This window comes from Mucilaginibacter sp. Mucisp73, assembly GCF_059491465.1.
The window spans coordinates 4,039,955-4,064,396 of the sequence record NZ_CP168507.1; the positions used below are offsets into that span (position 1 = coordinate 4,039,955).

The window sequence follows — 24,442 nt, forward strand, 5'->3', positions numbered from 1 at the left end:
ATTATTAAGGCTTTAATGCTTTTAAAACCAACCCCAGTGCTTGTTCCATCAGTTTATCATCCAATTTAAAACTGCTGTTCACATAGCTGTTGCCTTGGTTATGAAATTTGATAAGCTGATAAAGAGGCGCATATGCTACCGCCCAATAAACCTCAAAAGGCAGTGGTATCAGTTGCTGCTTTTCTTCTGCATTACGCATAAATGCGCCCAGTACCTGTCCAAAATTGACGGTAAGCATGGCGGTTACCTTTTCATAAAAATGGGTATAGCGCATAATTTCAATAAACTCCATATCTAACGGACATTGCATGAAATACTCGAGGCGGTTGCGCCATTGTACCCTCAGCCCATCTGCAAAATCCATATCAGGCGAAAAATTTTGAAGACTAAAAGTCATCATCTTTTCGGCTACACCAACGCAAATACTGCTTATTAATTCTTCTTTATCCTTATAATAGATATAGATGGTAGCTGGTGACACTCCTGCCGACCGCGCAAGCTTATTCACCCCAAAACCGTCAAGACCTTCAGCCACTATCAATTCTATCGCCTTCTGGCGTATTTGGTATTCTTTATGTTCGTCACGTGGCCTCATTTCAATACAAAGATAAGTGAGCGTTCGCTTATTTAAAAATTTATTTTTATTCCTTTCGTATATAGGCTAAAAACTTGTATCATCCTAAAAAAAATCTATAAAAAACACGAACGTTAAAACAATAACCGGGAATGCAATGTTCTATCATCACTTAATTAATAATTACTAAAAATTAAAGAGGCATTTTATAAAGATGCCTTCAAAATAGTTACCTGGCTGGTTTTGAAGGTTTCAATTAAATGAATGCAATTTTATTTAAATTACAAAGAAATAATACGTACCTTAGCATTGTCATACTAAATGTTAATAATTATGGAAAAATTAATAATATTAAGAATGTTCTTTTGCTTCCCGCTTGTTGGTCTGTTGGTTCCGGATGCAGGTATTTTGTTGTCAAACTTCCCTGGCAAGGTTCCGGTAATTCACATTGTAATTGAGGTAGCATTATTGGTGTGCATTGCGCTTTGTACAGCCGCAATAGCATATGGAAAAAAACGGAATCAGGACAGAACGAACGAAGCTTCTTTTTCCTGATCCATTGATTAAAAAATAAAGGAATATTCCTGTCCGGTTGTAATTAAACTCTTTAAAATTGGGGCTTTTACGCCCCAACTTTACCCTCAATGCCCACCGCCCCCGCTCCTTTCTTATTAGTTATTAGATATTTCATGATGGTATAAGTTTTGCCATAGTCAATAACAGTTTTTTATTGATATTTGATAAACCGCTACTGTGTTCATGAAAAAAATTCTATTTCTGCTTTTTTTGCCGCTATGTTCACTTGCCCAAACAGCAAGTAAGTATATTCAGGAGGGAAACTCAAAAGCCAATGTAGGGAATTACAAAGATGCCATACAAGATTTTACACGTGCTATAGAATTAAACAACAAAAACGCGGACGTTTTTTATTACAGGGCCAATGCATATGGCAACCTCAAAGACTATAAAGCAGCTATTAATGATTATGCTCAGGCCATTGCCCTGAAAGCCGATTTGACCAACGCCTACCTGTATAAAGCCAATGCAGAGGCTGCCATGCAAGACTATCAGGCGGCCATTATTGATTTTGACCGCGCGATAGCGTTGGGACCAAAAACTCCAGACATGTTCCACTACAGAGGCAATGCTAAAAGTAACATGAGCGATTATACCGGCGCTATTGCCGATTTTACCACAGCACTTCAATTTACACCAAACAACGCCGATCTTTACAAGTACCGGGGCCTGGCCAAAAACAATAATAACGATTTTACCGGGGCCATTGCTGATTATAATATGGCTGTTAAACTAAGCCCTAACAGCGGCGAAATCTATCAGTACATGGCAGGCAGCAAGGCCAGCATAAATGATTATAATGGTGCTATTGCTGATTATACCAAAACACTATCGCTTAATCCCGATAACGCTGAAGCATATTTTTATCGGGCAAATACCAGGGCAAAACTAAATGATTTTAAAGGCGCGGTTGATGATTATAAAAAAGCGGCCGCTATCAACCCCAACCTTAAAAATCTTTTGCTTTATATGGCCAATGCCCAAAGCAGACTGGGCGATTCCAATGGCGCTCTTGATTATTTCAACAAGGCAATTGCGCAATTCCCCCGGAATTCAAATCTGTACCTGTATCGTGGAATTATTAAAAGCGACAAAAAAGATAATCAGGCCGCTTTGGAAGATTTTAACAAAGCTATTGCCCTTGACCCCAAAAACGGCGATGCATACCAAAGCCGTTCATTTTCAAAGCTGGCATTAGGCAATTACGAAGGCGCCAGAGCCGATGCCGATTCGGCAATTAAAATAAACCCCAACAGCATAAGTGCTTACGTAACCTTGAGCAAAGCTAAAATGGCCATGAAGGATACCGCGGGAGTGATTATTGATTTAACAAAAGCAATCAGCCTGAACAGTAAAAGCGATGAAGCTTACCTGTCGCGCGGCGATGCTTATCGCGATTTAGGAGTTCCCTTAGCTGCTATTAACGACTATACCAAGGCGATTGCTATAAACCCGGTTTATACTTATGCCTTTTTAAACCGGGCCATTGAAAAAACCAAACTGGGCGATTATGCCGCGGCTGTAACTGACCTCGAAAAACTGATCAGTATTGCCCCACAACAACAAAATGGTTATTCACGATTGGGTAAAATCAATAATTTTTATAAATACACTAACAATGGCGTACAAATATTTAACAAGGCTATAGCACTTAACCCTGCAAATGCTGATTTTTACCTTTATCGGGGTGAAGCAAAAGCAGCCACCGGCGATGCCAAAGGGGCTATGGCCGATTATAATACCGGTGTACTAAAAGCCCCTAAAAATATAACGCTATTGTTGAGGCGGGGCCTGGCCAAAGCAGACGCTGAAGACAACAACGGCGCCATAGCCGATTTGAGCAACGCACTAAAAATTGACTCATTATCAGATTCAACGGCTTTAGTATGGCAAGCGCGCGGTTTTGTAAAAGCCAAACTCAAAAACTATAAGGGCGCCCTGGCAGATCTCGACCGTGCCGTGTCAATTTACTCAAACGACGAAACCTTTTTAATTAGGGGCGATACTAAAATGGCTATGAAGGATTATGCCGGCGCTGCCGATGATTACCATAATGCCATTTATATGAACGATACCAATGTAAAAGCTTACTCACATAGCGGTATTGCTAAAAGTAATCTCGGGGATGCCCAGGGAGTGAAAGAAGATTTTGCAGCCGTGGTTAAACTTGCCCCTAACAATCCTGATCTATATATTGACAGGGCTGTCGCCAAAATAAATTTAAAAGATCTGAACGGAGCAATTTTGGACTGTAATACCGCTATAAGCCTTGATGCGAAAAATGGCCGGGCCTATTTACAAAGGGGGCTTGCAAAAATAGCCCTTGATGATAGAACGGGCGGTTGCTCCGATATGAATAAAGCTTTAAGTATGGGCGTAAAAGAAGCATCTGATTTTATTATAAAATATTGCAAATAACAATAACTTTTCATTTACAATACTCGTATAATAAGTAACTATTAACTGATCTATAAATAACAATCAAGCCCCGAAAGGGGCTTTTACATTTACGCGGATTTGGAGTGACTATACCGCCTTCTTATCTTCTATATGTAATTGCGCGCGCAGCTCTTTCAATTCCATTTCGTAGGCGCGCATACGGGCCTGTAAAATATCAACCTCGGTACGCATCATTTGTATTTCGGTAATAAGCTTGGCCGATTCGGGTTTGTTGATCATTTTTTCGCCCGTACCAAGAATAAGCCATTCGGGCGAGTATTTAAGCTGGAAACAGAGCTTCCGGATAAGATAATAGCTAATATCCTGCTTTTTGTTGATCACCTTACTAATGAAACCCTGATCAACACCAATGGCCCCGGCAAGCCCCAGCTGGCCGCCGTGCTCTTTTACAACTACCTTTAACCGTTTTATAATCGCTTCGTCAGACATAAGTGACTGCAATAATAATCATTTTGTTTATCCATGCAATATATAATTGCTTTATTGAACAAGCACCCAAAACAAAAAAGGTCAAATGCCCCAACAGCAAATGACCTTAAAGTAAAACTAACCAACAAAAACTATATATGACAATAAAATAAACTCAGGTTAAACCATAAATTATTTATTTCCTAAATTTTCAAGTAGCTCGCCAAGCTTATCATTATAAACCGGCAAACTGATCTTTCCTGCATGGTACTCATCTGCTATCTGTTGCAGGTTTGCCCCTATTTTTTGCTTCGCATCGTTACGAATATTCATATGACAGGTATCAGCACTGAGCCCCGCATTAATTTTACTTATTTTTTGATCCATGCATCGTTTCATCAGTAACGGCTGCACATCATTCGCGTTTTTCAGCAATAAATTAACCCTGCTGCGTTGTTGCTTATCAAACTGTAAAATAACAAATACCAGTCCGAGCCCCGCTATCATAAACAAATAAAAATAATCCATATAAAGCACTGATATTAAACATTCATTATACATTTTAATACGAAGCCAATAAAATAAGGTTGCATAATATTAAAAACTTTTTTCAAATATTTCTCTACGACAAAAATCCTTCTGCACAAATTTTAAAATATGCATAAAAAGCCGACCTTTACATTCACAATCTCTTAACAAAAGAGACACATAAAATTGCGATCATTATGAAACCGGGCGATAAGGTAATTTGTATAAATGACAAAATAGATCCTGAAAAGATGGCTGAAATACGGCAGGACTTTGAGATTTGGATCACCAAAGATAAGGAATACACCATACGCGAAATACTTGATAACAATGGTATTGTAACCGGCCTGTTGTTGGAAGAAGTACACAATTTCCCCAAATTTTTTAAACTGATAAACCGTTTCCAGGAACCTGCTTTTGCCCAGTGGCGTTTCCGTAAACTAAACTACGCAAGTCCGGAAGCCGAAGCTGTTAGCGAAGATTTGGAGCTTGTTGAGCATATTGAAAAAGAACAACAGCTGGTAAAAGTAAAATAGCGCCGATACCTGCATCCCGGCCCTCCATCAGGCAACAATATTACTTTGTTAAAATAAGTTAAACATTTGGCCACAACCTATTCATAAGCGGATATTTATATAGCGAAACTGCTGCATATAATTATCTGTCTGTATGAAAAAGTTACCCGCATTGTTTTCACTGGCAACCTCAATTGGATTGTGGTATGCCTGCACCCAGCACCCGCAAAACAAAAACGCAATTGATAAGTCTGCCGTAAAAATCAGCAACCATGAAGTTAACATCGCTTACACAGATACGGGTAAAGGTGATACCACATTGCTTTTTGTACATGGATGGCGCATTAACAAAAGCTACTTTTACAATCAGGTAAAATACTTTGGTAATAAATACCGGGTTGTAACGATTGATTTGCCTGGTTATGGCCAATCAAGTAAAAACCGCAACTCATGGACGGTGAATGATTTCAAGCCTGTTAAACAGTATTTAAAGCAATTTTAACAACGACGGTAAATTATGTAACAAATGCCAAATAGCATATTTTATAGCTAATTTAATAAGTATAATCGCTTGCTGCACCCTCTTCTACAAGTTGTGTAAGCAAAGCTTTCAATACAGCTTCGCGGGTCCATTGCTGTTCGGGTGACGAGGCATCCTCTTTATACCATTGCAAGGGGGTGTTAATTTCGATGCGGGCCTTGTAGGCAAAGTTTTTGGTTGGGTGTAATTTGGTACCCTCGTAACTATTCAGATTTTCGGCTTTAATGACCCGGGCAAGGTCGCGGATCCGGATATCTACCTGAAGGCATTCATCAATTGAGTTTTTAAAATCCTGTTTATCTTCCAGCCACAAAGTAAGCACTTCATCGGTAATATCGTGTTCGGCAATAGTTATCCGGCTGTAATCATAATCAACCGATATAATAAGCCACCAAAGCTGGCTTTTAAGTTTTTGAGAAATTTTTATCATGATAATTAGTGTATTGATTTCGTATTATTTTAATTGAGCATTTTAGACCGTAATACCTGCAACCAGGTTATGATCGTTTAAAAGCGGGCATCCATCCCGGCATATACTTTTGGATAGCAGCAATTTCATCTCTATATTTTTCACATGCAGTTTTGTAACCCTCAAAGCGCTGCAAAGCCTCATGTTCATTCAAAGTATCCCGACTATCTTGATTGTTATTACCTCCTGTCAATTGCCGCAAGGCCGAAAATGCTATATGCATGGTAGTATGATATTGATTATTTATTGATATTATTTCTTGATTTTAAATTACAGAACATTGTATTTCACTAAAAGAATACTCTTTATAAAACGAACCGAACATTTTGATTTATGAATAATTTGACTTACATTAGCAATTATCAACGAAACAAATATACAGAATAATCTTTATTACAATCAAGAAAAATCTTTAAATTATTTTCATCCATGGAAGACGAGATAAAACCAAACAAAATAAAGATTGTACGCCCCGAAACATTGGAGTTCATCATACTTTATAATCAGCTTAAGGGAAAAGCTTTTAACGGAAATGCTCAATTAGCTGAAGCGTTAGGCTTTAATTCACCAAGCTCGATCACTGAAATAATAAAGAGCCGACAGAACATAGATCCAGAAAAACTCCGTATTTTCAAAGAAAAATACAAAGACTACATAGCAGGAGATAAAACACAGAATTTTCCTGAATCAAAGCCTGTATCCAAACACAGTGAGGGCATACCTATGTATGAAATTTCTGCAACCGCTTCAGGCGTAGAAGTATATAACGACATTAATGATTCACAGCCTGTTGGTCATATGAATTTCCCGGGCATTGAGGACTGCGATTTCGCACTTCCGGTTTGGGGGCACAGCATGTATCCATACCTTGAAAACGGCTGCTGGGTTGCGCTAAAAATAATTCATGACAAAAAGATCCTACCCGGCGAGGTTTATTACATTGAGTGGGGAGATTACCGCATGTATAAACGCCTGCTTGCAGGGGATAGCCCTGATGAAGTAATTGCACATTCAGATAATACAACCGAGATGGTTGGCAACCGGCTTAAATATGCCCCATTTATTATAAAAGTAGCCGACATCAAAAAACTTTGCCTTGTTAAAGATATCCACAAAAAGCATAACCATTAACCCGCATGGTGGTAGAAATTTGTTAAAAGAAAAACAAATTCTACCCCCATTATTACCTGCCCGGTGAGCAGTTATCATACTTATAAAATGAATACCGAAAACCGTATAAAAACCCTACGGCGAAATAAGCTGATCATTATTACAAAAGGCAAGCTATCATATCTTAAACACTTCCCTAATTTTTAATTACAATTTATTTGACAGATAAAATGACAATCCGGCTGGCTACCATCAATGATATACCGCAGATATTAGCTTTTGTAGCTGAAGTAATACCTGCCATGAAGGCAGCAGGTAATTTTCAATGGAATGACGACTATCCCAATAAACAAGTATTTACAGAGGACATTAACCTTAACCAACTTTGGGTGGCCGAAGTTACAGGAGCAATTGCGGGTGTGGCTGCCCTAACTACCGATCAGGATGCAGAATATGCGCAGGCCGGGCTTGATATCGGTGAAGCCGCTATAGTTACGCATCGGCTTGCTGTAAACATTAACTACCAGGGCCGGGGCGTCGCCACAGCACTTCTCAAGCAGGCCGAACATGAAGCTATACAGCGAGGAATAAATACATTACGAATTGACACCAATATTGCGAACATGGCAACGCAAAAGCTATTCCCAAAGCTGGGCTATGTTTTGGCCGGCGAAATTAGCCTGGATATAAGGCCGGGTTTAAGTTTTTTGTGCTACGAAAAGCGGCTCAATAGCAAACAATAACAAATTACAACAGCTATCCGGTATAGCTAACCTGTTTCCTTAAAGCTTCACATATTTACACAAAACTCACAACCATTTCTCAATAGTTATTCACAAATGGGCATTTTATCAACAATGCCTTTTTAGTTTATTTTTTATTCAATTATATTTATAGTAATTATAAACCGCAGGCCTCTGCCGGAGTGATAAAGTTGTAATAAAAAGAGAAGAAGATGGAACCTATCATGATACTGGTAATCGCGGCTATTATTGCTGCCATAATTTTAGTTGAATTTAACAAACGGCAAAACACAAAAGCTGGCGATAGTAGTCATATAACCGCCGATGTGCAACAGCTATACCTGCTTAAAGCTGCAGAACATAAAATAGAAGTAATTGAAGATTTGCAAAAGAATGCTGCCAATACCAACAATACCATTGTAACAAGTATTGAACAGGAGTTAACACGCTTAACAGGGGCTTTTGAAAAAGGCGATATCAAATTAAAAGAATTTAACCTCAGGCTTGACAACTTACTTAGTAACCTCGATGTTAACAATCCACTGGCACAAGCATCATAAACAATAAGTTACTTAATTGCGCCGGCTCGCATATATCACTTTAAAAGTGTTACATACCCCGACAGCGGTTTCTTACCATCTTTAAGATCAACCACGTAATAATAAGTCCCAGCCGGCAGCACATACCCATTGAAAGATCCATTCCAATTTTTAGCATAACCTACCGAATGGAATATTCCGGCGCCATATCTGTTAAACACATTCACCGTGCAATTTGGATATGCGGCAAGTCCGGCTATACTCCAGGTATCGTTAATACCATCCCCATTAGGGGTAAAAGCATTCGGGATAACCATTTGTTCAAGCACGTTAACTTTGATGGTGGCGGATGCCTGACATCCGCCTGCCGTTGTTACGGTTAACCTATAAACAGTGGTTACCGTTGGCGACGCAGTTGGGCTTGAGATAACTGAATTATTTAATCCAACTGAAGGCGACCAGCTATAATCTATAATATCACCTGATTTAATTGGGGACAAGGCAATACTTTCACCCCGTTTTATAGTAAGCTCGCCGTTAAATGCCACAGTGGGCAATGCTTTAGTTTCAATGGAAAGCTCATTGCTGATACCCGGCATGGTACATTGTGCAGCGCTGCTTATTGTGCAGGTTAACACATCACCGTTTTTCAGAGTATTACTTGTAAACTTATCGCTGTTTTCGCCAACGTTAACATGATTCAATTGCCACTGATAACTTGGGTTACTACCCGCATTAGGCGATGTGGCTGTAAAGATTTGATCTGCCCCCTCGCAAGCCGGATAAACAGCTGATGTTAAAATAGTTACAACCGGAGTTATCCGAGGCTTATATACAGGCGATACCGAAAGAGAAGTCACACCGGCGGGGTTATCGGTACAATCGCTGGTATTGATGAGGGTAACAGTTACTTTATCGGCAGCAGTAATAGTTGCAGGTGCCGGAAACGTTTTTTCACTATTATTTTGAGCGATGCCGTTAACCAGCCAGCGATATACTGGGTTAATACCCTCGCTCCCATTAGTGTTGGCCACAAAAGTTACAGACTGGCCCGGACAAACCAGATCAGGTTGCTCCACTGTTACTGTGGGCGTTATCAATGGCTTATATACAGGCGATACCGAAAGAGAAGTTACACCAGCGGGGTTATCGGTACAATCACTGGTATTGATGAGGGTAACCGTTACTTTATCGGCAGCGGTGATAGTTGCAGGTGCCGGAAACGTTTTTCCATTATTATTTTGATCGATACCGTTAACCAACCAGCGATAAACAGGGTTAACACCTTCGCTCCCATTGGTATTGGCCACAAAAGTTACAGACTGGCCCCGACAAACTATATCACGTTGCTCTATTGCTACCGTTGGTGTTACTAATGGCTTATATACAGGCGAGACCGAAAGAGAAGTCACACCGGCGGGGTTATCGGTACAATCACTGGTGTTGATGAGGGTAACTGTTACGTTATCGGTAGCAGTGATAGTTGCAGGTGCCGGAAACGTTTTTCCATTATTATTTTGATCGATACCGTTAACCAACCAGCGATAAACAGGGTTAACACCTTCGCTCCCATTGGTATTGGCCACAAAAGTTACAGACTGGCCCCGACAAACCAGATCAGGTTGTTCCACTGTTACCGTTGGGGTTACCAATGGCTTATATACGGGCGAGACCGGATCTGAAGTCGCACTCAGAGGACCGCAATCGCTTGCATTTGTCAGCGTAACAGTTACTTTATCAGCCGTCGTGATATTAGCAGGCGCCGGCAATGTTTTATTGTTATTATGCTGATCGACATTATTAATCTCCCAGCGGTAAACAGAATTAGGGACTTCAGTGCCATGGGTATTTGCCACAAATGTGACCAACCGACCCTGACAAGCCAAATCTGGCTGCTCCACCGTCACCATTGGGAGTGTCAATGGTATATACATAGGTGATGCCGGAGCCGAAGTAACAGATGGCGTACTTGTACAATCAGTGGTATTGGTAAGCGTAACCGTTATTACATCACTACTGCTGATTTCAGAACTTATAAAATTTACACTGTTGGCACCCTGAGGACTTCCGTTTACATACCACTGATAATTGGTATGGTCACCACCGTTTGTTGATAAGGCCACAAGTATTACCTGTTCGCCGGGGCAACTTAAAATCTGTTGATTAATGCTTACCTCCGGCGTCACAATCGGTTTTACTACCCCATTTACCGGCACATGAACATCTACAGCCCCTGTTGATTTAAGCAACACATCGCCTGCCAGGTCCCCGGCAGGTGCGGTCGCTGCGGAACGAACATACACTGCAATTCCGTCTCCATCAGGTGACAGTTCTAAATCGGCAAGTGGTATAATAATAGTGCTGCCGTAGCCTCCACCAGGTGCTAATGACACTTCAAAATTGGCGGGGGCGATAATAATCCCATCATTGGTAAGGCTAACTCCCGACACTGTAAATTGCTGATAATTTGCAGATGCCGAGCCAAAGCAGGTGGTAATTATACCACTAACATTGCTGCTACTAATAACAGGCCTTGCCACATCAGCAACCTCTATACTCAAAATAAACTTACTGCTGCCGCCGGCATTATATGCAGTGACGGTATAATTAGTAGCGGGCCAGAGTACAGTTGGGGTACCGGTGATGATTCCCGTGCGTGGATCAAAGGTTAAGCCGGGGGGTAAAGCTTTATCTATCGTATATCCGGTTGCTATAACCCGTTTGATAGAATTTTTACCATATTCGGCCACATATAAATTACCATCAGGACCAATTGTTATACCGCTCGGACTGCTAAAATGGACTTCATTGCCAACCCCGCTATCGGCTCCTACCAGGCCTCCGCCCGCTATAGTTTTAACTTCACGATCAGGCGAGATTCGCCGCACAGTACCCGCCCCACCATCAGTTACATATAAATTACCCGATGCGTCAACTGTTATCCCCACAGGAAATTGAAAGTTAGCAGCGGCTCCGATTCCGTCACCCGATCCAAAGTTACCGCTACCGGCTATTGTTGAAACCAGGCCATTGGGGGTTATCTTCCGGATTACAAAACCGCCCTGGTCTGCAACGTAGATGTTCCCGTTTTTATCAACTGCGAGCCCGGCTGGCCTATTAAACTGAGCGGCAGGCCCAATTCCATCTAAAGTACCTGCAGCAGGCTGGCCGGCAAGTGTATATACATACCCCGACGGAGATATTTTACGGATCGCATTATTACCATCAGACACATACAGGTTATCATCCTTATCAATAGCAATACCGTTGGGATTGATAATGTTTGCTACATCGCCCGGGCCATCGGCCGTACCGCTTTGATTTATACCGGCAAAAACAGTAACTGTACCCGCAGGGGTAATTTTTAATATATTATGATTACTATAGTTTGCCACAAACAAATTGCCACTTTTATCCTTAACCACTCCGCGAGGATTATTAAGCTTGGGCACATTAAAAGGCGGCCCTGGCAATGCGTCGGTACCTATTGAAGAAACCTGCCCCGCGGCACTTATCATACGGATCCCGCCACCGCTTTCGGCTATATATATATTCCCATCGGCGTCAATATTTATACCATATGGCAATTTGAATTGCGCGGCAGCCGCATTACCGTTCACATTGCCAAACTGCCCTGTGCCCGCAATAACCTTAGTATCGCCATAAACGGTAGCCGGAACAGCGCCACCCTTATTTGCAGGGCTTAGCGGCGTTATTTCATTGCCTATAATATAAACGTTGGGAGTAGTATAGGTGATATCGGGCGCCTGGCCAAAAGCAGAAAAAACTACAAGCCAAAGCACAAGTGCTGTAATTACCGGTTTTGGAGAAGCACACACTGCAATTATTTTAAATTGTAAGCAGGTGCGGTTATCCGGAGATCAGGAAGATAGCAGGAGTAAATATAACTGGCCATTAAATTGCAGGTAAGGTTATAGTATCTGTTTATCTCGTTGGTTTATCAATTACTGATATCCATACTAAAATAAGCTTTTTTGATAACTCTTAATCAACTAATTTTAAATGATTTAAATTATAAAATCCCGCATCACCAAAAACAAAAAAGCCGGACTAAGCCGGCTAATATTTTTAAAAAAGAAGAATAATGTTTTAGTTGGTATTAATTACGTCTGAAGCCACCTTTTTGGCCACCGCCGTTAAAGCCAGGACCTTTATCTTCGGCTACGTTAACCGTGATCCTGCGGCCATAATAACTTGCTCCATTCATGCAACGTATCGCTTCTTTCGCTTCATCCTCGTTAACCATCTCCACAAAACCAAAACCCTTACTCTCTTTTGTTTCGCGATCTTTAATGATCCTGAGCGATTTAACCGGCCCAAAATCACCAAAAACAGCTGTTAATTCGGCCTCATCTACTTCTAAAGGAAGACCTGCAATAAATACTTTCATCAATGTTTTTAAAATTTGCGTAAAGGTACAAAAAAAGAGCCGGATTCCTGCCTCGCCCGGCACTAATGATGATTAGGTAATGGCTTTTTTACCTTCATATTACTGAGTAAAATTTCCAAACCAATGTTAAAAACAGAACCGGATTTTATTTGAGTTGTAGCTCGAAGCTTCCCTCAACGCGGTAAAAAGGAGAGTCAGACTTATCGTCTTTAGCTAAAAAGGTAAAGAAAGTACCTTTAGCAATCATATTTTCGTGATTATACTGATCTATATCAATCTTACCAAAATCCTGTTGTCCGGCATATTTGGTCAGGGTATATTGAAGCAAAGGTTTTTTTTCATCAACCTTAAACAAAAACTGACTTCCGGCTACGTCGCTGCTGGTTTTCACAGAAGCCAATCCTAACGAGCTGATGCCAAAACTCATGTTATGCGCTTTATTGATCGCTGTGATGCCAAAGTATTTGTTATCGCCATTATGCACGTTTATGAATGCAATTGAATCCTGGCTGGCATCGAAAGTGTAAGTTGAATCTTCGATGGTAACTTTTAAAGTACCTTTGCCTGCAAGAAAATTACCCGGAGTATTGATAATGTTTACTGACGATACGCTGTCCTTACTGCCTGATGTTTTAACCGCGCTGATATCTTTCACTTCCTCGTCTTTTTGGCAGGAAGTTAAAGCCACCGAGATGGATAAACTTAGTAAAACAAACCATTTAGTAAAACTGGTACGTATCATAGGCTTATTGGCAAATAAACATAGCAATAAATAATTACAAATTTCATTAAATATGGTTAAACGAATTAATTTTTTAACTTTTTTTAACTTTTATATGAATATACGTCAATAGTCATGCTAAAGTTGCCGGTTTACGCGCGGTAATGCACTTTTAATAAAAATGCAAAAAACAGACAAGCTACGGCCTATTTTCAGGAATTTTCACCATCCAAAATGTAAAAATTAAAATACAAATTACAGGCAACATGCTGTTAATCAAATCAATATCGGCCAATTAAAACACTTCGCCCACATTAATAAACAAGCCTTTTGACCCTTCGCGCCCGAAACCATAATCAATGGCTATGTTTGTTTTGGATACCTTATTTAGTTTAACCCTTAAACCGGCCCCAAAACCGGGTTGCACAGTTTGCAAAGCCGTACCCGGTGCCGCCGAAAACGACTCGCCGTTTACAAAAGCTACCCCTCCAAGTAAACCATTACGGGTTATTTTAAACCGGTATTCGCTTTCAAGGTAAACCATTTGCGCCCCTCTAAACCTGCCCTGTATGTATCCGCGCCCGGTAGTAAAGCCTGGGTCGTGCCCTGTAGCGGGCAGATCGAGATATGCCGGCCGTCCATTAATTACCAGCCAATTATATGACCAAAAGGCCAGCACGTTATCCGAGCTTTCCGGAAACCTGAAGTATTTGCGCACATCAACAATTAAAGAGCGCCAGGCAGTTGTACTACCTAAAAAAGTATAATTATCCCGGTACTGTAACGAGGTGTAAAATCCGCGCGACGCATTGATCGGGTTATCGCGACTGTCATAGAGCCCGCTAAACGTTATCCCGGTTGATATAGCGCGGCTAACAGGGCCGTACCTTTCATAGTCGGACGTTTTTCCGTTTAACTGCCCTTTCTCGTACATATTCCACCTGTCATCAAAAATATATCCCAAACCGGCGTAAAAATTTCCGGTTATATTGCGCAAAACAGTTTCATGAAAACGAAAAAAACTATAAACCAGGGGATTTTCATTATCCCTGTCAGAATTACTGCCTAAGCCAAAACTGCTTTGCGGATATTTGTAAAACCTGAAATCGCCTATAAAATCATATTTATTATTTTTCGACCATATGTTTGATTGGATGGGGACGATCACCTGCTTATTTTGAGTGTAGGCAGGGTTTACTGTTATGGTGGAGATCCGGGTATCGGGTGCTAATCTGAAAATCACATTGCCTGATATAGTACCCGCCAGCCCTGTTTGTAAAGTGTAACCTATAGCCGGAATAATTGATATTACCGGTTTTGAAGTTACAGAATCAACTTTGCCGGGCTTCTTGCTTTCACCAAAAATGGATCCTATAACGTCAAATATATCTTTTTCAAAAGTGGTATCGGGATGGGTAACCAGTATTGTATCTTTATATTTAGTGTGCCCTATCGGGATGTATCTTTTATCCTGGGCGTGTACTCTGATACTTATGAGCAGGCCTGCAAAAATTAAAATGCTTGTTTTATTAATACCCATTATAATTATTCGATGCAGGAAAAGTAAAGGTTTATCCGTGCAATTATAAAATAATTATTTAAGTTATTTGTTTGTACAAGATTTTATTGAGCTTTAAGCCGCGGATCAAAAGTGAACTTATTTACACTGCTGATAGTTATTTTGTTATAATCGGGATGGGCCGGATTAAGCAGGTAATTATATTCCAGGTCAATAATTGCCGATGGTACTTTTAATACGGCCGTTTCCATTTTACGAAGCCAGGTATCGCCAAGCAATTGAGTAACCGGGTAGTTAATTACCTTGTGCCAATTGGCATTAAGTTTTTGGAGTTTGTTTACAGTGATTTCAAAAACAGGCAGGTTATCCGGTATCTGAAATATAATAACCGAAAAATCACCTGCATATAAAGCAGTGCCAGGCGAGTGCGCCAGTTTTTCAAGGCATGAAAGAGCCAATGAACCGCCTGTATAGATCATATATTGTCCCAATGAATTCCATCGGCCGTCAATTCCTGAGCCTTTGCGGTCATGGGCATATTTGGTTTGACTTATCCGGTAAACGTTCAAAAGATAGAAGGAAAGATTAATAACCTATTTAGTGATCATAAATTTGCGTTAAAAATGCAATCAATAATTCACTAAATCATTAATTCAATAATTATTTTTAGGCAAGCACACCGTAATCAATACGGATAAGCTGACTTATTACAATATCAATGCCTGTTATGGTATCGAGTAAATCAAATGGGATAGCATCAATACCCGGATTATAATGTTTTAGCCAGCCTTTAAACTCATCAAGGGAGCCAAAGGTATCCAGGCCCTTGTCAAAAAGCTCAAACAGTTGAATGATGTGCTCACTCAGCCCCTGGTTTAGCTCATGTGTGCTTTGTAAATGCTTACGCAAAGTAGGCTCGGTTATATGCAACCATTTGGCAATATCACTTTGAGTAGCACCGGTTACCTTTACTAAATCAGTGATGGAATTTGAACGCAACCCTTGTTTTATAGCCCCAAGCTTGGCCAAAGGCGATTTAAAATAGGTTTCATAAGGCATCAGCAGATCATTAAAAACCTGCATAGGCGCATCGGTAAATACATACGGGCGGGATGCAGCCTGCCCTTGCCTGCCTTCAATAGCTGTATTACGTTTAATTGCTTTGCTCATACACAAATGTAAATATTTTCTATTAAAAAAGAAAATATTTACATTTTATTTATTCCACCGCCTATGCCTATCCACTTATATCTGCTTAAATAAAAAATTACCAATAAAATTAGCAATTGTAAAAAATATTCCCGACATTTGATTATTATTTTATGCCAATCGGCATTTACAACATAATGAAACCCGATATATCTTCCTTTGATAACGCCGCCCAGGTTGAGCGGCTTATTGACAAATATTTCGCCTATATAAAGGGGAAATATCATATTGAACAAAAACCGGTAAAAAACAGTAAAGACAATGCAGAAACTATTGAACAAAAGGTTTGGGACCGTGAACCCGAACCTGCAACATTATCAGGGCTGGCCCTTGCCCTTGGCTTTAGCAGCCGGCACGAGTTTTATACTTATGTACAGAACGGCCCGTTTTCACAGGCAGTTAAACAGGGCGTTTTACGCGTAGAAGCTTGTTATGAAGCCCATCTGCACCAAAACGCAACCGGGGCAATGTTCGCGCTAAAAAATATGGGGTGGAACGAAAAACATGATCCATTACCAAATACAGAAGCGGGGAACATTTTAACAGTAAAGGTCTTTAGCTCCGGGCCTCCCCCTGCCGGTAGCGAAAAAGATGTAAAACTATAACTCCGGTACCCGTTTGCAACTTCAGCTATCAGATTAAAAATCAGCAATAATGACCGATGAAGAAATAATTACCGACACTCCATTTAAAGAACCGGAAGGTTTTCACTGTTCTGTCCTGTTCAAAAAAAATTATCTCTCAACCGCGCATGTGGTAATTAACCAGGGAGGCACCAGCAGCGGTAAAACATTTGCCATTGAGCAGGCGCTGTTTTGCCTTGCCTGCGAAAACCCCAAACAGGTGATCACCATAGTTGGGCAGGATATCCCTAACCTTAAAGCAGGCGCCCTGCGCGATGCTCTAAATATATATAGCTCTTCGCCGGTATTACAGGCAAAAATTAAAAGCTATAATAAAAGCGACCGTATTTTCGAGTTTCTCAACGGTAGCATAATTGAGTTTAAAAGCTACGACAACGGACAGGACGCAAAATCCGGAAAGCGCGACTACCTGTTTATCAACGAAGCCAATGGCCTTACATGGGATGTATATACAGAATTGGCCCTGCGTACCAAAAAGCGCATTTTTATTGACTACAACCCCAATACCGGCTTTTGGGTACATGAGCACTTAATTGGTAAACCAGGGGTACAACTTATCGTGTCCGACCATCGGCATAACCCGTTTTTAGGTCAGGAAGTACGTGACAAAATAGAAGCGTTAAAAACTGTTGATATTGAACTATGGAAAGTATACGCCCGTGGTTTAACCGGCAAAATAAACGGGCTTATATTTGACAACTGGTATATCTGCGAATCTATCCCGGCCGATGCCCGTTTGATAGCCCTGGGCTTAGATTTTGGTTTTACCAATGATGAAACCGGATGCATTGAAGTATACCAGCAAAACGGCGAATTGTGGGTAAACGAGTTACTCTACAAAACAGGCCTCACCAACACAGATATTTCCTCAAAATTAAAAGAGGCCAGTGTAGGTTTTAACTGCGAAATTATTGCAGATAGTGCAGAACCCAAATCAATCGAAGAATTAAAACGCCTGGGGTGGCGTGTTACAGCTGCAAAAAAAGGTGCCGATAGTGTTAAAAACTCTATTGATATCCTTAAACGCTACAAAATAAATATAACCTGCAATAGTACAAACCTGCGCAACGAGCTTAACCGTTATAAATGGCGCGTAGATGTAACAGGCAAAACCATCAATGAACCGGTTGACTCATGGAATCATTTGATAGATCCCTTAAGATATATCGCCCTTAATAAATTAAAAATAAACGGCACCGGAAAACTTCAATCACGCCTGCCGCACAGGCAAAGCATTCAACAGGCAGGGGTTTTACACGGGCTGATCTAAACATCCATAATCAAAAAACCACAAAACCGATACAGGCTTAATAGATATGACAGAACAAATATTAAAAACAACCCAGGGCAAGTTGCGAGTCCGGATACCAACGCAATTAAATGAAGTAACCCTGGGCCAACTAATGGATTTGCAAGCCCGGCCCGATATAACAGATTTGGAGGCCATCAGCATACTTTCGGGCATCCCGGTTATTGAGCTTCATAACATCAAAAACTATGATGATCTGCACCAGTTTGGCGATGCCTTGCTTTCTTTATCCCACCAGATTAAACACCTGTACAACAGTAATGAGATCCCCAAAGAGGTAATTTTTATGCTATCTGGGGACAGCGGGGCACCATTCCAAAAAACAAAGGTAAAAGTAATGCAAAACCTTTCGGTTGAGCCTGCCGGCGCATTTATGGCAGCCCGCGATATCATAGCCGAAGAAATAAATACCCATATAAAAATCCATGGCGAAGATGATTGGCAGGAACATTTTAATCCTTCATTAAACGCCTGCTGTCAGGTATTGGCGCAATACTTCTATTGCCGGGCAACAGGTAAAAAATATGCCGAATATGAGGTAGAGAGCTTTATGGATGAAGTTAAAAAGCTACGGGTAACGGAGGCACTGCCCATCTCAAAGCATTTTTTTACCTGTTATCCCAGCTTATCGATGCCGAGAATAAGCTTTTGGCATCGGTTCCTACCGTATTGGAAAAAAGGGCAGGAATCCAGTCGTTCGAAAAATTTAAATACATCAACACTGTAAACTCATTAGCAGGTGGCGATATTACCAAATGGGACTTGATCATGAGTATGCCATATGAGCGCTTGCTTACCAAACTGCTGCTTAACAAAACTGAAGCTGAATATCAAAAACGATATAGCGAGCTATCTCAAACTACAACTTAAAGCGCCTTATCCCTGCAAGGCTATTAAATACCAAACCACCCCAACCCAGGGATCGGGGCCTGAATTATTATGCGTAACCAAATAGAAGCTATTGTACAAACACTTAATGGCAACCCGGCTTTTGCCTATGGCACCCAGGCCGAACTGAATACCCTTGCAGATGATATCAGCTTTCCCTGCGTATTTCTTTACCCCCTTCAGCCTATTGAGGTAAGTCCGCAGGTTAATGGCTCGGTTGATAATACGTTCACCGTTTATATGGAGTTTCTGTTCAAAACAGATTTTGGACAGTTCACGGCCGAAAATGAAACCTATATATCGCAGGCACTGCAAATGGCTAACCAATTTGTGGTAAAAGCCTCAAAATACAGGGAAGGCGAAGGCCGGTACTTCAGGGTCAAAGCAGGGCAAAAAGCCAAATGTGTGCCGGTTTATAACAAGTTTGATGTTAACACCACCGGTATTGGTTTAACCATAGCGTTATCGGCCATGTATTTTGATGCTTTTTAAACCCTCATTCTAACCAATAAAAAATGAATATAACAGCCACTATTAATGAAACCATCAGCTCAACAACCTACCCCGACCAAAACGGGGGACAAATCGATCAGGGCGATGTATTCATCAGCATTATTGATGCTGATACCAGGCAGCCTACCAATGGCAATAACTGCGAAGTCACCTATCAGCGTAACGAAAACGGGTATACAAGCACCTTCACCGTTATTGTAGCCGGGCAATCATTCCCACTTTATTCAGGTATCATCAGGGATTACGAATATAGTCCCCAGGGCGACATGATCCGGAGTAATTATGTATCGTTCAGCATAATTGCTGTCAAAGCCGGTGACAATCCTTCCCCCAATCCCTCTGTTTGTGATCTGAAGATAAATTATATAGCTATCAATAAGATCGAGTCGGCCCCGGGAGCTGCCGACGCTCAGATTACAGTTAACGCGACCTCAAGTTTTGCATCCATATTGTATAGTATCGATCTGGGTGCAAACTGGCAGGCGTCTCCTGTTTTCACAAACCTAAGCGGAGGGTTAAAACACATACTTGTAAAAGACAGTAATCCCTTAGGCTGTACAGACACCGTGGAGGTTAGTATTTCAACATCCACCAATCTGTTAACCGGTGACCCTTCGGTAATGCTCCCCGATGGATATATATCACGCTGGAGCGCGGCGTTCAATCCTATCGTGTTTACCTATCAAAGAAAAGATTTCACGATTAACAACATAACAGCCGACGGCGAAAAAGGGCATGCCTGCATCAGTGTTAACGCCAATTTTAAAGACACCAATACAGGGTTGGTTAAAGTCAAGGAAGGGGATAAAATCTATCTGAATACGAACGCTTATAAAGGAGTTTATACCATTGAAAAAGTAACCGGCACCAATAGCATAGTGATTGATACTTCCTTTATAAACGGTGACACTACCGGTTTTATTAATATCAACAGCATGTACCCGTATTATGAGCTACATACCCGCATTACCTATGACGATCCGCTTACCAATAACCTATCCGCTATAAAATCAGTAAACCGGCCGGATAATACCGGCTTAGTAAAAGCGGACCTCTCAAACTTTTTACAAAGTTTGCTGCGCCCGGCCGGTGGCAGCGATTACAACTATGTTGATTATCGCGATACCAATCTCTGTGCCGCTTATACGGTTGAGTACGCCCAGCATTATGATGATGGCTCAAACGAAGGATTTACAAGCAGCTTCAGTCAAATTCAATATCCGTACTACGTGGTTTACGCGGCCAAACAGCTCGGGGATAAATATGGCGGCAACCTCGCAGCTTATGTGCCAAACGTTTACTCACCTGCACAATGGATAACAGATTTTAAAGAACCTGCGTATTCCGCCGGATACCCATTCGATATTGGGTTCATCTGCACCGATGAGATGGCCAGTTTACAACCCTATTGCCTGCTTACTTTGCTTGATATTAACCGGAACCCGCTACCCGGTGGTTCACAATCCGATTATTTGCAAAATGAGGATGATTCATGGATCCTGAATGAAGATGGCAGCAAATTTAGTATTGGGAACCAGACATCTTTTATCATGCCTTTAACAGGTCCCGCCGGCCTGCACCGGCTTATGGTTAATGCAAACTTCCCGGCCGTGGCCTATTACTTCAATATCCAGATCAGGTATGATGATGAAAATAGCTCGCATTCGTTAACCAAAGCACAAACTATACGGATAGATGATGCTGTTGATGATAATTCAGTATACCTGAGATGGATCGGACTTAGTGGTTCCTGGAATTACTATCGTTTTGTATTTAACCAGGAAATAAGCCTGGATGTTCAAAATGCTGTTATAATTAAAAACTTTGTACAAAACTGGCAAACCCAGGAAGGAATTGAAGAAGTGATCAGCAAAAGTGCAGGGCAAAAAATGAAGGTTATGGCCGAAGACCTTTCTGTAAATGATATCCGCGGGCTGCAGTCAATTAAATATTCGCCAAAGGTACAAATGCTGGTAAATAAAAATCCTGTCAGGTGGCAAACCATTGTGATAAATACGGCTACCTACAGCGAATATGAAACCCGCAACGGGCAGGCCCCGTTTAGCGTAACATTCAACATGCCGTCGATAAATATTCAAAGCCAGTAACCGCCCTATTCTTTCATAAAACTAATGTTATCAATCCCATAGTAATAATCACCATCAACAGTTATACTACTTTCATAACTTACTTCAAGTGCATTTTCGCTAAGTGTATTAACGGTATAAGTGCCTTCATAAAATGCCGGTGTTGTTTTACTTATGGTTAATACTTTATCCTTCAAAGTGTATTGATATTTAATAAGCGCCGTTTCGCCCGACGGAGTGCGGTTTGACGTATAACCTGAACCATCATTATTAAAAATTTCAAAATCAGCAGCCGAGTAATCTGTACGGGCAGTATCTCTCAACAGTACATTGTTTTTATAACTGCGGGTATGATATTTTTTCAGGTACCATTTACCTGTAATAGTAACTACAGGGTTAGCAGCCTTATCATCTTTTTTGCATGATACCAGGCAACATACCAATATGGCAATTATCAAAAGATACTTTACATGCATTGAATGCTGTTTCAGGTTAATTGGTCGGGATCATAAACTTAAATAAATTATTGATAATAAACCAATTGTTTTAAACAACGATCAACAACTAACATTTGCTAATTTCATGAATCAGATACAACTTTATATTAATGACCAACTGGTTGATTTAACTGATGACAGCCCTATTGCGCTTACCTTCCAGATCAATAACCTGGCCGAAGTTAAAAACCAGCAGGGCAATACCAGCAACCAGTTTAAGATCCCGCTAACACAGCGTAACCGTCAAATCCTGGGTTTCCCGGATGATATAGCTTTTACTACTATGCTCCCTTATGATAATTACCAGGCAAAAATCATCCAGGATGGGCTGGAGATTATTCCTTACGGGCTGGCTGTACTTAACAGCATTGAACAGGATATGGCCAACATCACCATACTAAGCGGTAACGTTGATTTTTTTGATGCGTTGGAGGGAAAAATCTATGACATGGGCGATAGCAGCAGCCCAACATCCAATTTGGGTAAAAACCTGCCGTGGCAGGCTTTTGACCACCCCTGGAATCTGGATACTATTATCGCCTCACAAAAAAAGACAGACGGCTGGATATGGCCCGTTGTGGACTATGGATCGATAAACGAAGTTGATTTTGATAAACCTTTAGATGTGTACACCATGCGCCCCGGCTTTTTCATTAAAACTGCAATCGAACTAATGATCAAAAACACAGGTTATAAAGCAACAGGCTCCTTGCTTAAAAATGAGTTATACCCTAAACTTATTTGTCAGTTTGCCAATGACGAGTTTGAACATGGTACCGATTTTCAGAACTCAGTTGAAGGTTTGAGTAAATCAGCATCGATGTTGTACGTTACAAATAACGAGCTTGTAATTGATGGCGGGCAGTTAGGTATGCACGCCAATGATAATACGGACAGAACATTACCAATTGGCTTTCAGGAATACCACGCAACAGAGCGGGTTAACGGCATAGCAAGCCTCATTCTCGACTTAGACATGCATGGCGTGGCCAATACCGGCGATAACGGGTATTTTGAACTCATCATAAACTATCGTGATGCAAATGGGCATGAAAGTGTTTCAACAAAACAAACGATAAACTTTACCGACAAGGCCTATCCGCCTAACACCAGGGAGCGCACAGAACCGGTTAAGAACTTAAAACTCACATACGATTTTGAACTTAATAAAGGGGATTCGGTTTTTATCTCTTATCACCTGCACCGTTACAATACAACGGTATTCATTCACAAAGGTGCTGCATTTAGGTTTGATGTTGACCAGAAACCAATTTTATACGGTCAACAGGTTCAATGCGAACGTATTTTTCCGGATATTAGTCAGAAGGATTTATTGAAGGATACGTTGCAACGATTTGGGATAGTATGCCAAACTGATAACAGTACCCGCACCGTATCCTTTAATTCATTTGCAGATATCGTTGCCAATATTCCAATTGCAAAAAACTGGACAAGCAAGTGTATTGATCAGGGTAAAACCATAAGTTTTCAACTCGGCGGATATGCACAGGTTAATTACATGAAATACAAGGATGACGATAACGTATTACCCAAAAAACTGGCCGATTCTGAAATTATAGTTAAAGATAAGACCCTGCCGGCAAGTGTCGACCTGTTCGAAAGCCAGTTTGCTCCTACCCTTAACCGGGCTTTCACCGGCGGAACAATAGCTCAAATCAAAAAGCTCGATCCTGACAGTGATACCAACGATTTCAGCATCAGTACATCACCAAGAATATTGATTGATCAAAAGTTAAACCTGCTCAATCTTAAAGATTATCCTACGGTAAAATTTACTGACGGCGAAAGACTGTTGGGGTAAATGACGTGGTATCGGTGCCCTATTTTTATAAACCCGACGGTGAATTTAACCTCTGTTTTAGCGATAAACCGGGAGTTAACGGTAGCATACAGTCTGGCTTAAAAACGAAGTATTATCCGCAGCTCGAAAAAATACTTACGCAAACCAAAAAGGTAGTCAGATATTTTTTGCTTACGTCCCGCGATATCCTTGAGCTTGATTTACTCATTCCCGTTTATCTTGCGCAGGATAGTTGTTATTATTACATCAACAAGATTGACAGTTGGCGTAAGGGGCAACCGACAAAAGTAGAATTGGTGAAATTGGGATAACCTCTTTAAGACTGTAAAAAAACAATTCTTCAATAAATTATTGTAATA

The 24,442-nt window shown here is 40.9% G+C and carries 26 protein-coding genes; 14 read left to right on the plus strand and 12 right to left on the minus strand.

The annotated features are described in order from the left end of the window. Window positions 1-4 precede the first annotated feature (4 nt). Window positions 5-595 carry a TetR/AcrR family transcriptional regulator gene (locus ACEN82_RS16820; RefSeq protein WP_188833106.1) on the minus strand — a complete coding sequence of 197 codons (591 nt, stop codon included), beginning with the start codon at window positions 593-595 and terminating at the stop codon, window positions 5-7. Window positions 596-907: 312 nt separating this feature from the next. On the opposite strand from ACEN82_RS16820, the gene ACEN82_RS16825 reads away from it, so the two are divergent. Then, complete coding sequence (locus ACEN82_RS16825; RefSeq protein ID WP_139159906.1) at window positions 908-1,129, plus strand: hypothetical protein; 222 nt, start codon at window positions 908-910, stop codon at window positions 1,127-1,129. Between the two features lie 204 nt (window positions 1,130-1,333). Further along, window positions 1,334-3,568, plus strand: a complete 2,235-nt coding sequence (locus tag ACEN82_RS16830) for a tetratricopeptide repeat protein (RefSeq protein WP_413322410.1) — start codon at window positions 1,334-1,336, stop codon at window positions 3,566-3,568. A gap of 108 nt (window positions 3,569-3,676) precedes the next feature. Here the strand turns inward: ACEN82_RS16830 and ACEN82_RS16835 are convergent, their stop codons facing one another. Both ACEN82_RS16835 and ACEN82_RS16840 read right to left on the minus strand, forming a co-directional pair. After that, complete coding sequence (locus ACEN82_RS16835; RefSeq protein WP_090523778.1) at window positions 3,677-4,039, minus strand: helix-turn-helix domain-containing protein; 363 nt, start codon at window positions 4,037-4,039, stop codon at window positions 3,677-3,679. Window positions 4,040-4,210: 171 nt separating this feature from the next. Next, entirely contained in the window at window positions 4,211-4,546 is a 336-nt protein-coding gene (locus ACEN82_RS16840) for a hypothetical protein (protein ID WP_413322409.1), read from the minus strand. A 197-nt stretch (window positions 4,547-4,743) separates the two neighbouring features. Here ACEN82_RS16840 and ACEN82_RS16845 point away from each other — a divergent pair, with 197 nt between their 5' ends. Together ACEN82_RS16845 and ACEN82_RS16850 are read left to right on the plus strand one after the other, a co-directional pair. Next, window positions 4,744-5,082 carry a hypothetical protein gene (locus ACEN82_RS16845; protein WP_091163246.1) on the plus strand — a complete coding sequence of 113 codons (339 nt, stop codon included), beginning with the start codon at window positions 4,744-4,746 and terminating at the stop codon, window positions 5,080-5,082. Between the two features lie 133 nt (window positions 5,083-5,215). Next, entirely contained in the window at window positions 5,216-5,563 is a 348-nt protein-coding gene (locus ACEN82_RS16850) for an alpha/beta fold hydrolase (RefSeq protein ID WP_413322408.1), read from the plus strand. A 52-nt stretch (window positions 5,564-5,615) separates the two neighbouring features. On the opposite strand, the gene ACEN82_RS16855 is transcribed toward ACEN82_RS16850, so the two are convergent. Together ACEN82_RS16855 and ACEN82_RS16860 are read right to left on the minus strand one after the other, a co-directional pair. Next, window positions 5,616-6,032 (minus strand): hypothetical protein, encoded by a 417-nt coding sequence (locus ACEN82_RS16855; protein WP_413322407.1) that lies wholly within the window; start codon window positions 6,030-6,032, stop codon window positions 5,616-5,618. 67 nt (window positions 6,033-6,099) lie between these two features. Next, on the minus strand, window positions 6,100-6,294 hold the full coding sequence (locus ACEN82_RS16860; protein WP_090523764.1) for a hypothetical protein: 195 nt from the start codon (window positions 6,292-6,294) through the stop codon (window positions 6,100-6,102). Window positions 6,295-6,500: 206 nt separating this feature from the next. Between ACEN82_RS16860 and ACEN82_RS16865 the strand changes: the two genes are divergently transcribed. From ACEN82_RS16865 to ACEN82_RS16875, 3 genes are all read left to right on the plus strand, one after another. Next, complete coding sequence (locus ACEN82_RS16865) at window positions 6,501-7,202, plus strand: S24 family peptidase (RefSeq protein ID WP_413322406.1); 702 nt, start codon at window positions 6,501-6,503, stop codon at window positions 7,200-7,202. Between the two features lie 209 nt (window positions 7,203-7,411). Continuing rightward, window positions 7,412-7,924, plus strand: a complete 513-nt coding sequence (locus tag ACEN82_RS16870) for a GNAT family N-acetyltransferase (RefSeq protein WP_413322405.1) — start codon at window positions 7,412-7,414, stop codon at window positions 7,922-7,924. 212 nt (window positions 7,925-8,136) lie between these two features. Beyond that, window positions 8,137-8,484, plus strand: coding sequence for a hypothetical protein (locus ACEN82_RS16875; protein ID WP_413322404.1), 348 nt, complete (start codon window positions 8,137-8,139; stop codon window positions 8,482-8,484). A 35-nt stretch (window positions 8,485-8,519) separates the two neighbouring features. Here the strand turns inward: ACEN82_RS16875 and ACEN82_RS16880 are convergent, their stop codons facing one another. The 6 genes from ACEN82_RS16880 to ACEN82_RS16905 all read right to left on the minus strand — a co-directional run bounded on the left by ACEN82_RS16880 (window position 8,520) and on the right by ACEN82_RS16905 (window position 16,284). Continuing rightward, window positions 8,520-12,266, minus strand: coding sequence for a T9SS type B sorting domain-containing protein (locus tag ACEN82_RS16880; RefSeq protein ID WP_495643987.1), 3,747 nt, complete (start codon window positions 12,264-12,266; stop codon window positions 8,520-8,522). 317 nt (window positions 12,267-12,583) lie between these two features. Continuing rightward, window positions 12,584-12,874, minus strand: a complete 291-nt coding sequence (locus tag ACEN82_RS16885; RefSeq protein WP_090523751.1) for an RNA recognition motif domain-containing protein — start codon at window positions 12,872-12,874, stop codon at window positions 12,584-12,586. A gap of 145 nt (window positions 12,875-13,019) precedes the next feature. Further along, complete coding sequence (locus tag ACEN82_RS16890) at window positions 13,020-13,616, minus strand: hypothetical protein (protein ID WP_090523746.1); 597 nt, start codon at window positions 13,614-13,616, stop codon at window positions 13,020-13,022. Between the two features lie 274 nt (window positions 13,617-13,890). Next, window positions 13,891-15,135: a BamA/TamA family outer membrane protein gene (locus ACEN82_RS16895; RefSeq protein ID WP_090523743.1), complete on the minus strand. Its 1,245-nt coding sequence runs from the start codon at window positions 15,133-15,135 to the stop codon at window positions 13,891-13,893. 83 nt (window positions 15,136-15,218) lie between these two features. Further along, window positions 15,219-15,683, minus strand: coding sequence for an RES family NAD+ phosphorylase (locus ACEN82_RS16900; protein WP_167516197.1), 465 nt, complete (start codon window positions 15,681-15,683; stop codon window positions 15,219-15,221). A 97-nt stretch (window positions 15,684-15,780) separates the two neighbouring features. Beyond that, entirely contained in the window at window positions 15,781-16,284 is a 504-nt protein-coding gene (locus ACEN82_RS16905) for an Xre family toxin-antitoxin system antitoxin (protein WP_413323016.1), read from the minus strand. A gap of 176 nt (window positions 16,285-16,460) precedes the next feature. On the opposite strand from ACEN82_RS16905, the gene ACEN82_RS16910 reads away from it, so the two are divergent. From ACEN82_RS16910 to ACEN82_RS16935, 6 genes are all read left to right on the plus strand, one after another. After that, on the plus strand, window positions 16,461-16,928 hold the full coding sequence (locus ACEN82_RS16910) for a terminase small subunit (protein WP_413323015.1): 468 nt from the start codon (window positions 16,461-16,463) through the stop codon (window positions 16,926-16,928). Between the two features lie 49 nt (window positions 16,929-16,977). Next, a complete protein-coding gene (locus ACEN82_RS16915) occupies window positions 16,978-18,237 on the plus strand; it encodes a PBSX family phage terminase large subunit (protein WP_413323014.1) in 1,260 nt (419 codons plus the stop codon). A 46-nt stretch (window positions 18,238-18,283) separates the two neighbouring features. Then, a complete protein-coding gene (locus tag ACEN82_RS16920; protein WP_413323013.1) occupies window positions 18,284-19,003 on the plus strand; it encodes a hypothetical protein in 720 nt (239 codons plus the stop codon). Then, on the plus strand, window positions 18,946-19,146 hold the full coding sequence (locus ACEN82_RS16925) for a hypothetical protein (protein ID WP_143020699.1): 201 nt from the start codon (window positions 18,946-18,948) through the stop codon (window positions 19,144-19,146). Before ACEN82_RS16920 ends, ACEN82_RS16925 begins: the two co-directional genes overlap by 58 nt. A gap of 69 nt (window positions 19,147-19,215) precedes the next feature. Beyond that, window positions 19,216-19,656, plus strand: a complete 441-nt coding sequence (locus ACEN82_RS16930; protein WP_413323012.1) for a hypothetical protein — start codon at window positions 19,216-19,218, stop codon at window positions 19,654-19,656. Window positions 19,657-19,679: 23 nt separating this feature from the next. Then, window positions 19,680-21,785 (plus strand): hypothetical protein, encoded by a 2,106-nt coding sequence (locus ACEN82_RS16935; RefSeq protein ID WP_413323011.1) that lies wholly within the window; start codon window positions 19,680-19,682, stop codon window positions 21,783-21,785. 5 nt (window positions 21,786-21,790) lie between these two features. Here the strand turns inward: ACEN82_RS16935 and ACEN82_RS16940 are convergent, their stop codons facing one another. Further along, a complete protein-coding gene (locus ACEN82_RS16940; RefSeq protein WP_413323010.1) occupies window positions 21,791-22,240 on the minus strand; it encodes a hypothetical protein in 450 nt (149 codons plus the stop codon). Between the two features lie 106 nt (window positions 22,241-22,346). Between ACEN82_RS16940 and ACEN82_RS16945 the strand changes: the two genes are divergently transcribed. After that, window positions 22,347-24,083 (plus strand): hypothetical protein, encoded by a 1,737-nt coding sequence (locus tag ACEN82_RS16945; RefSeq protein ID WP_413323009.1) that lies wholly within the window; start codon window positions 22,347-22,349, stop codon window positions 24,081-24,083. The last annotated feature ends 359 nt before the right edge of the window (window positions 24,084-24,442 follow it).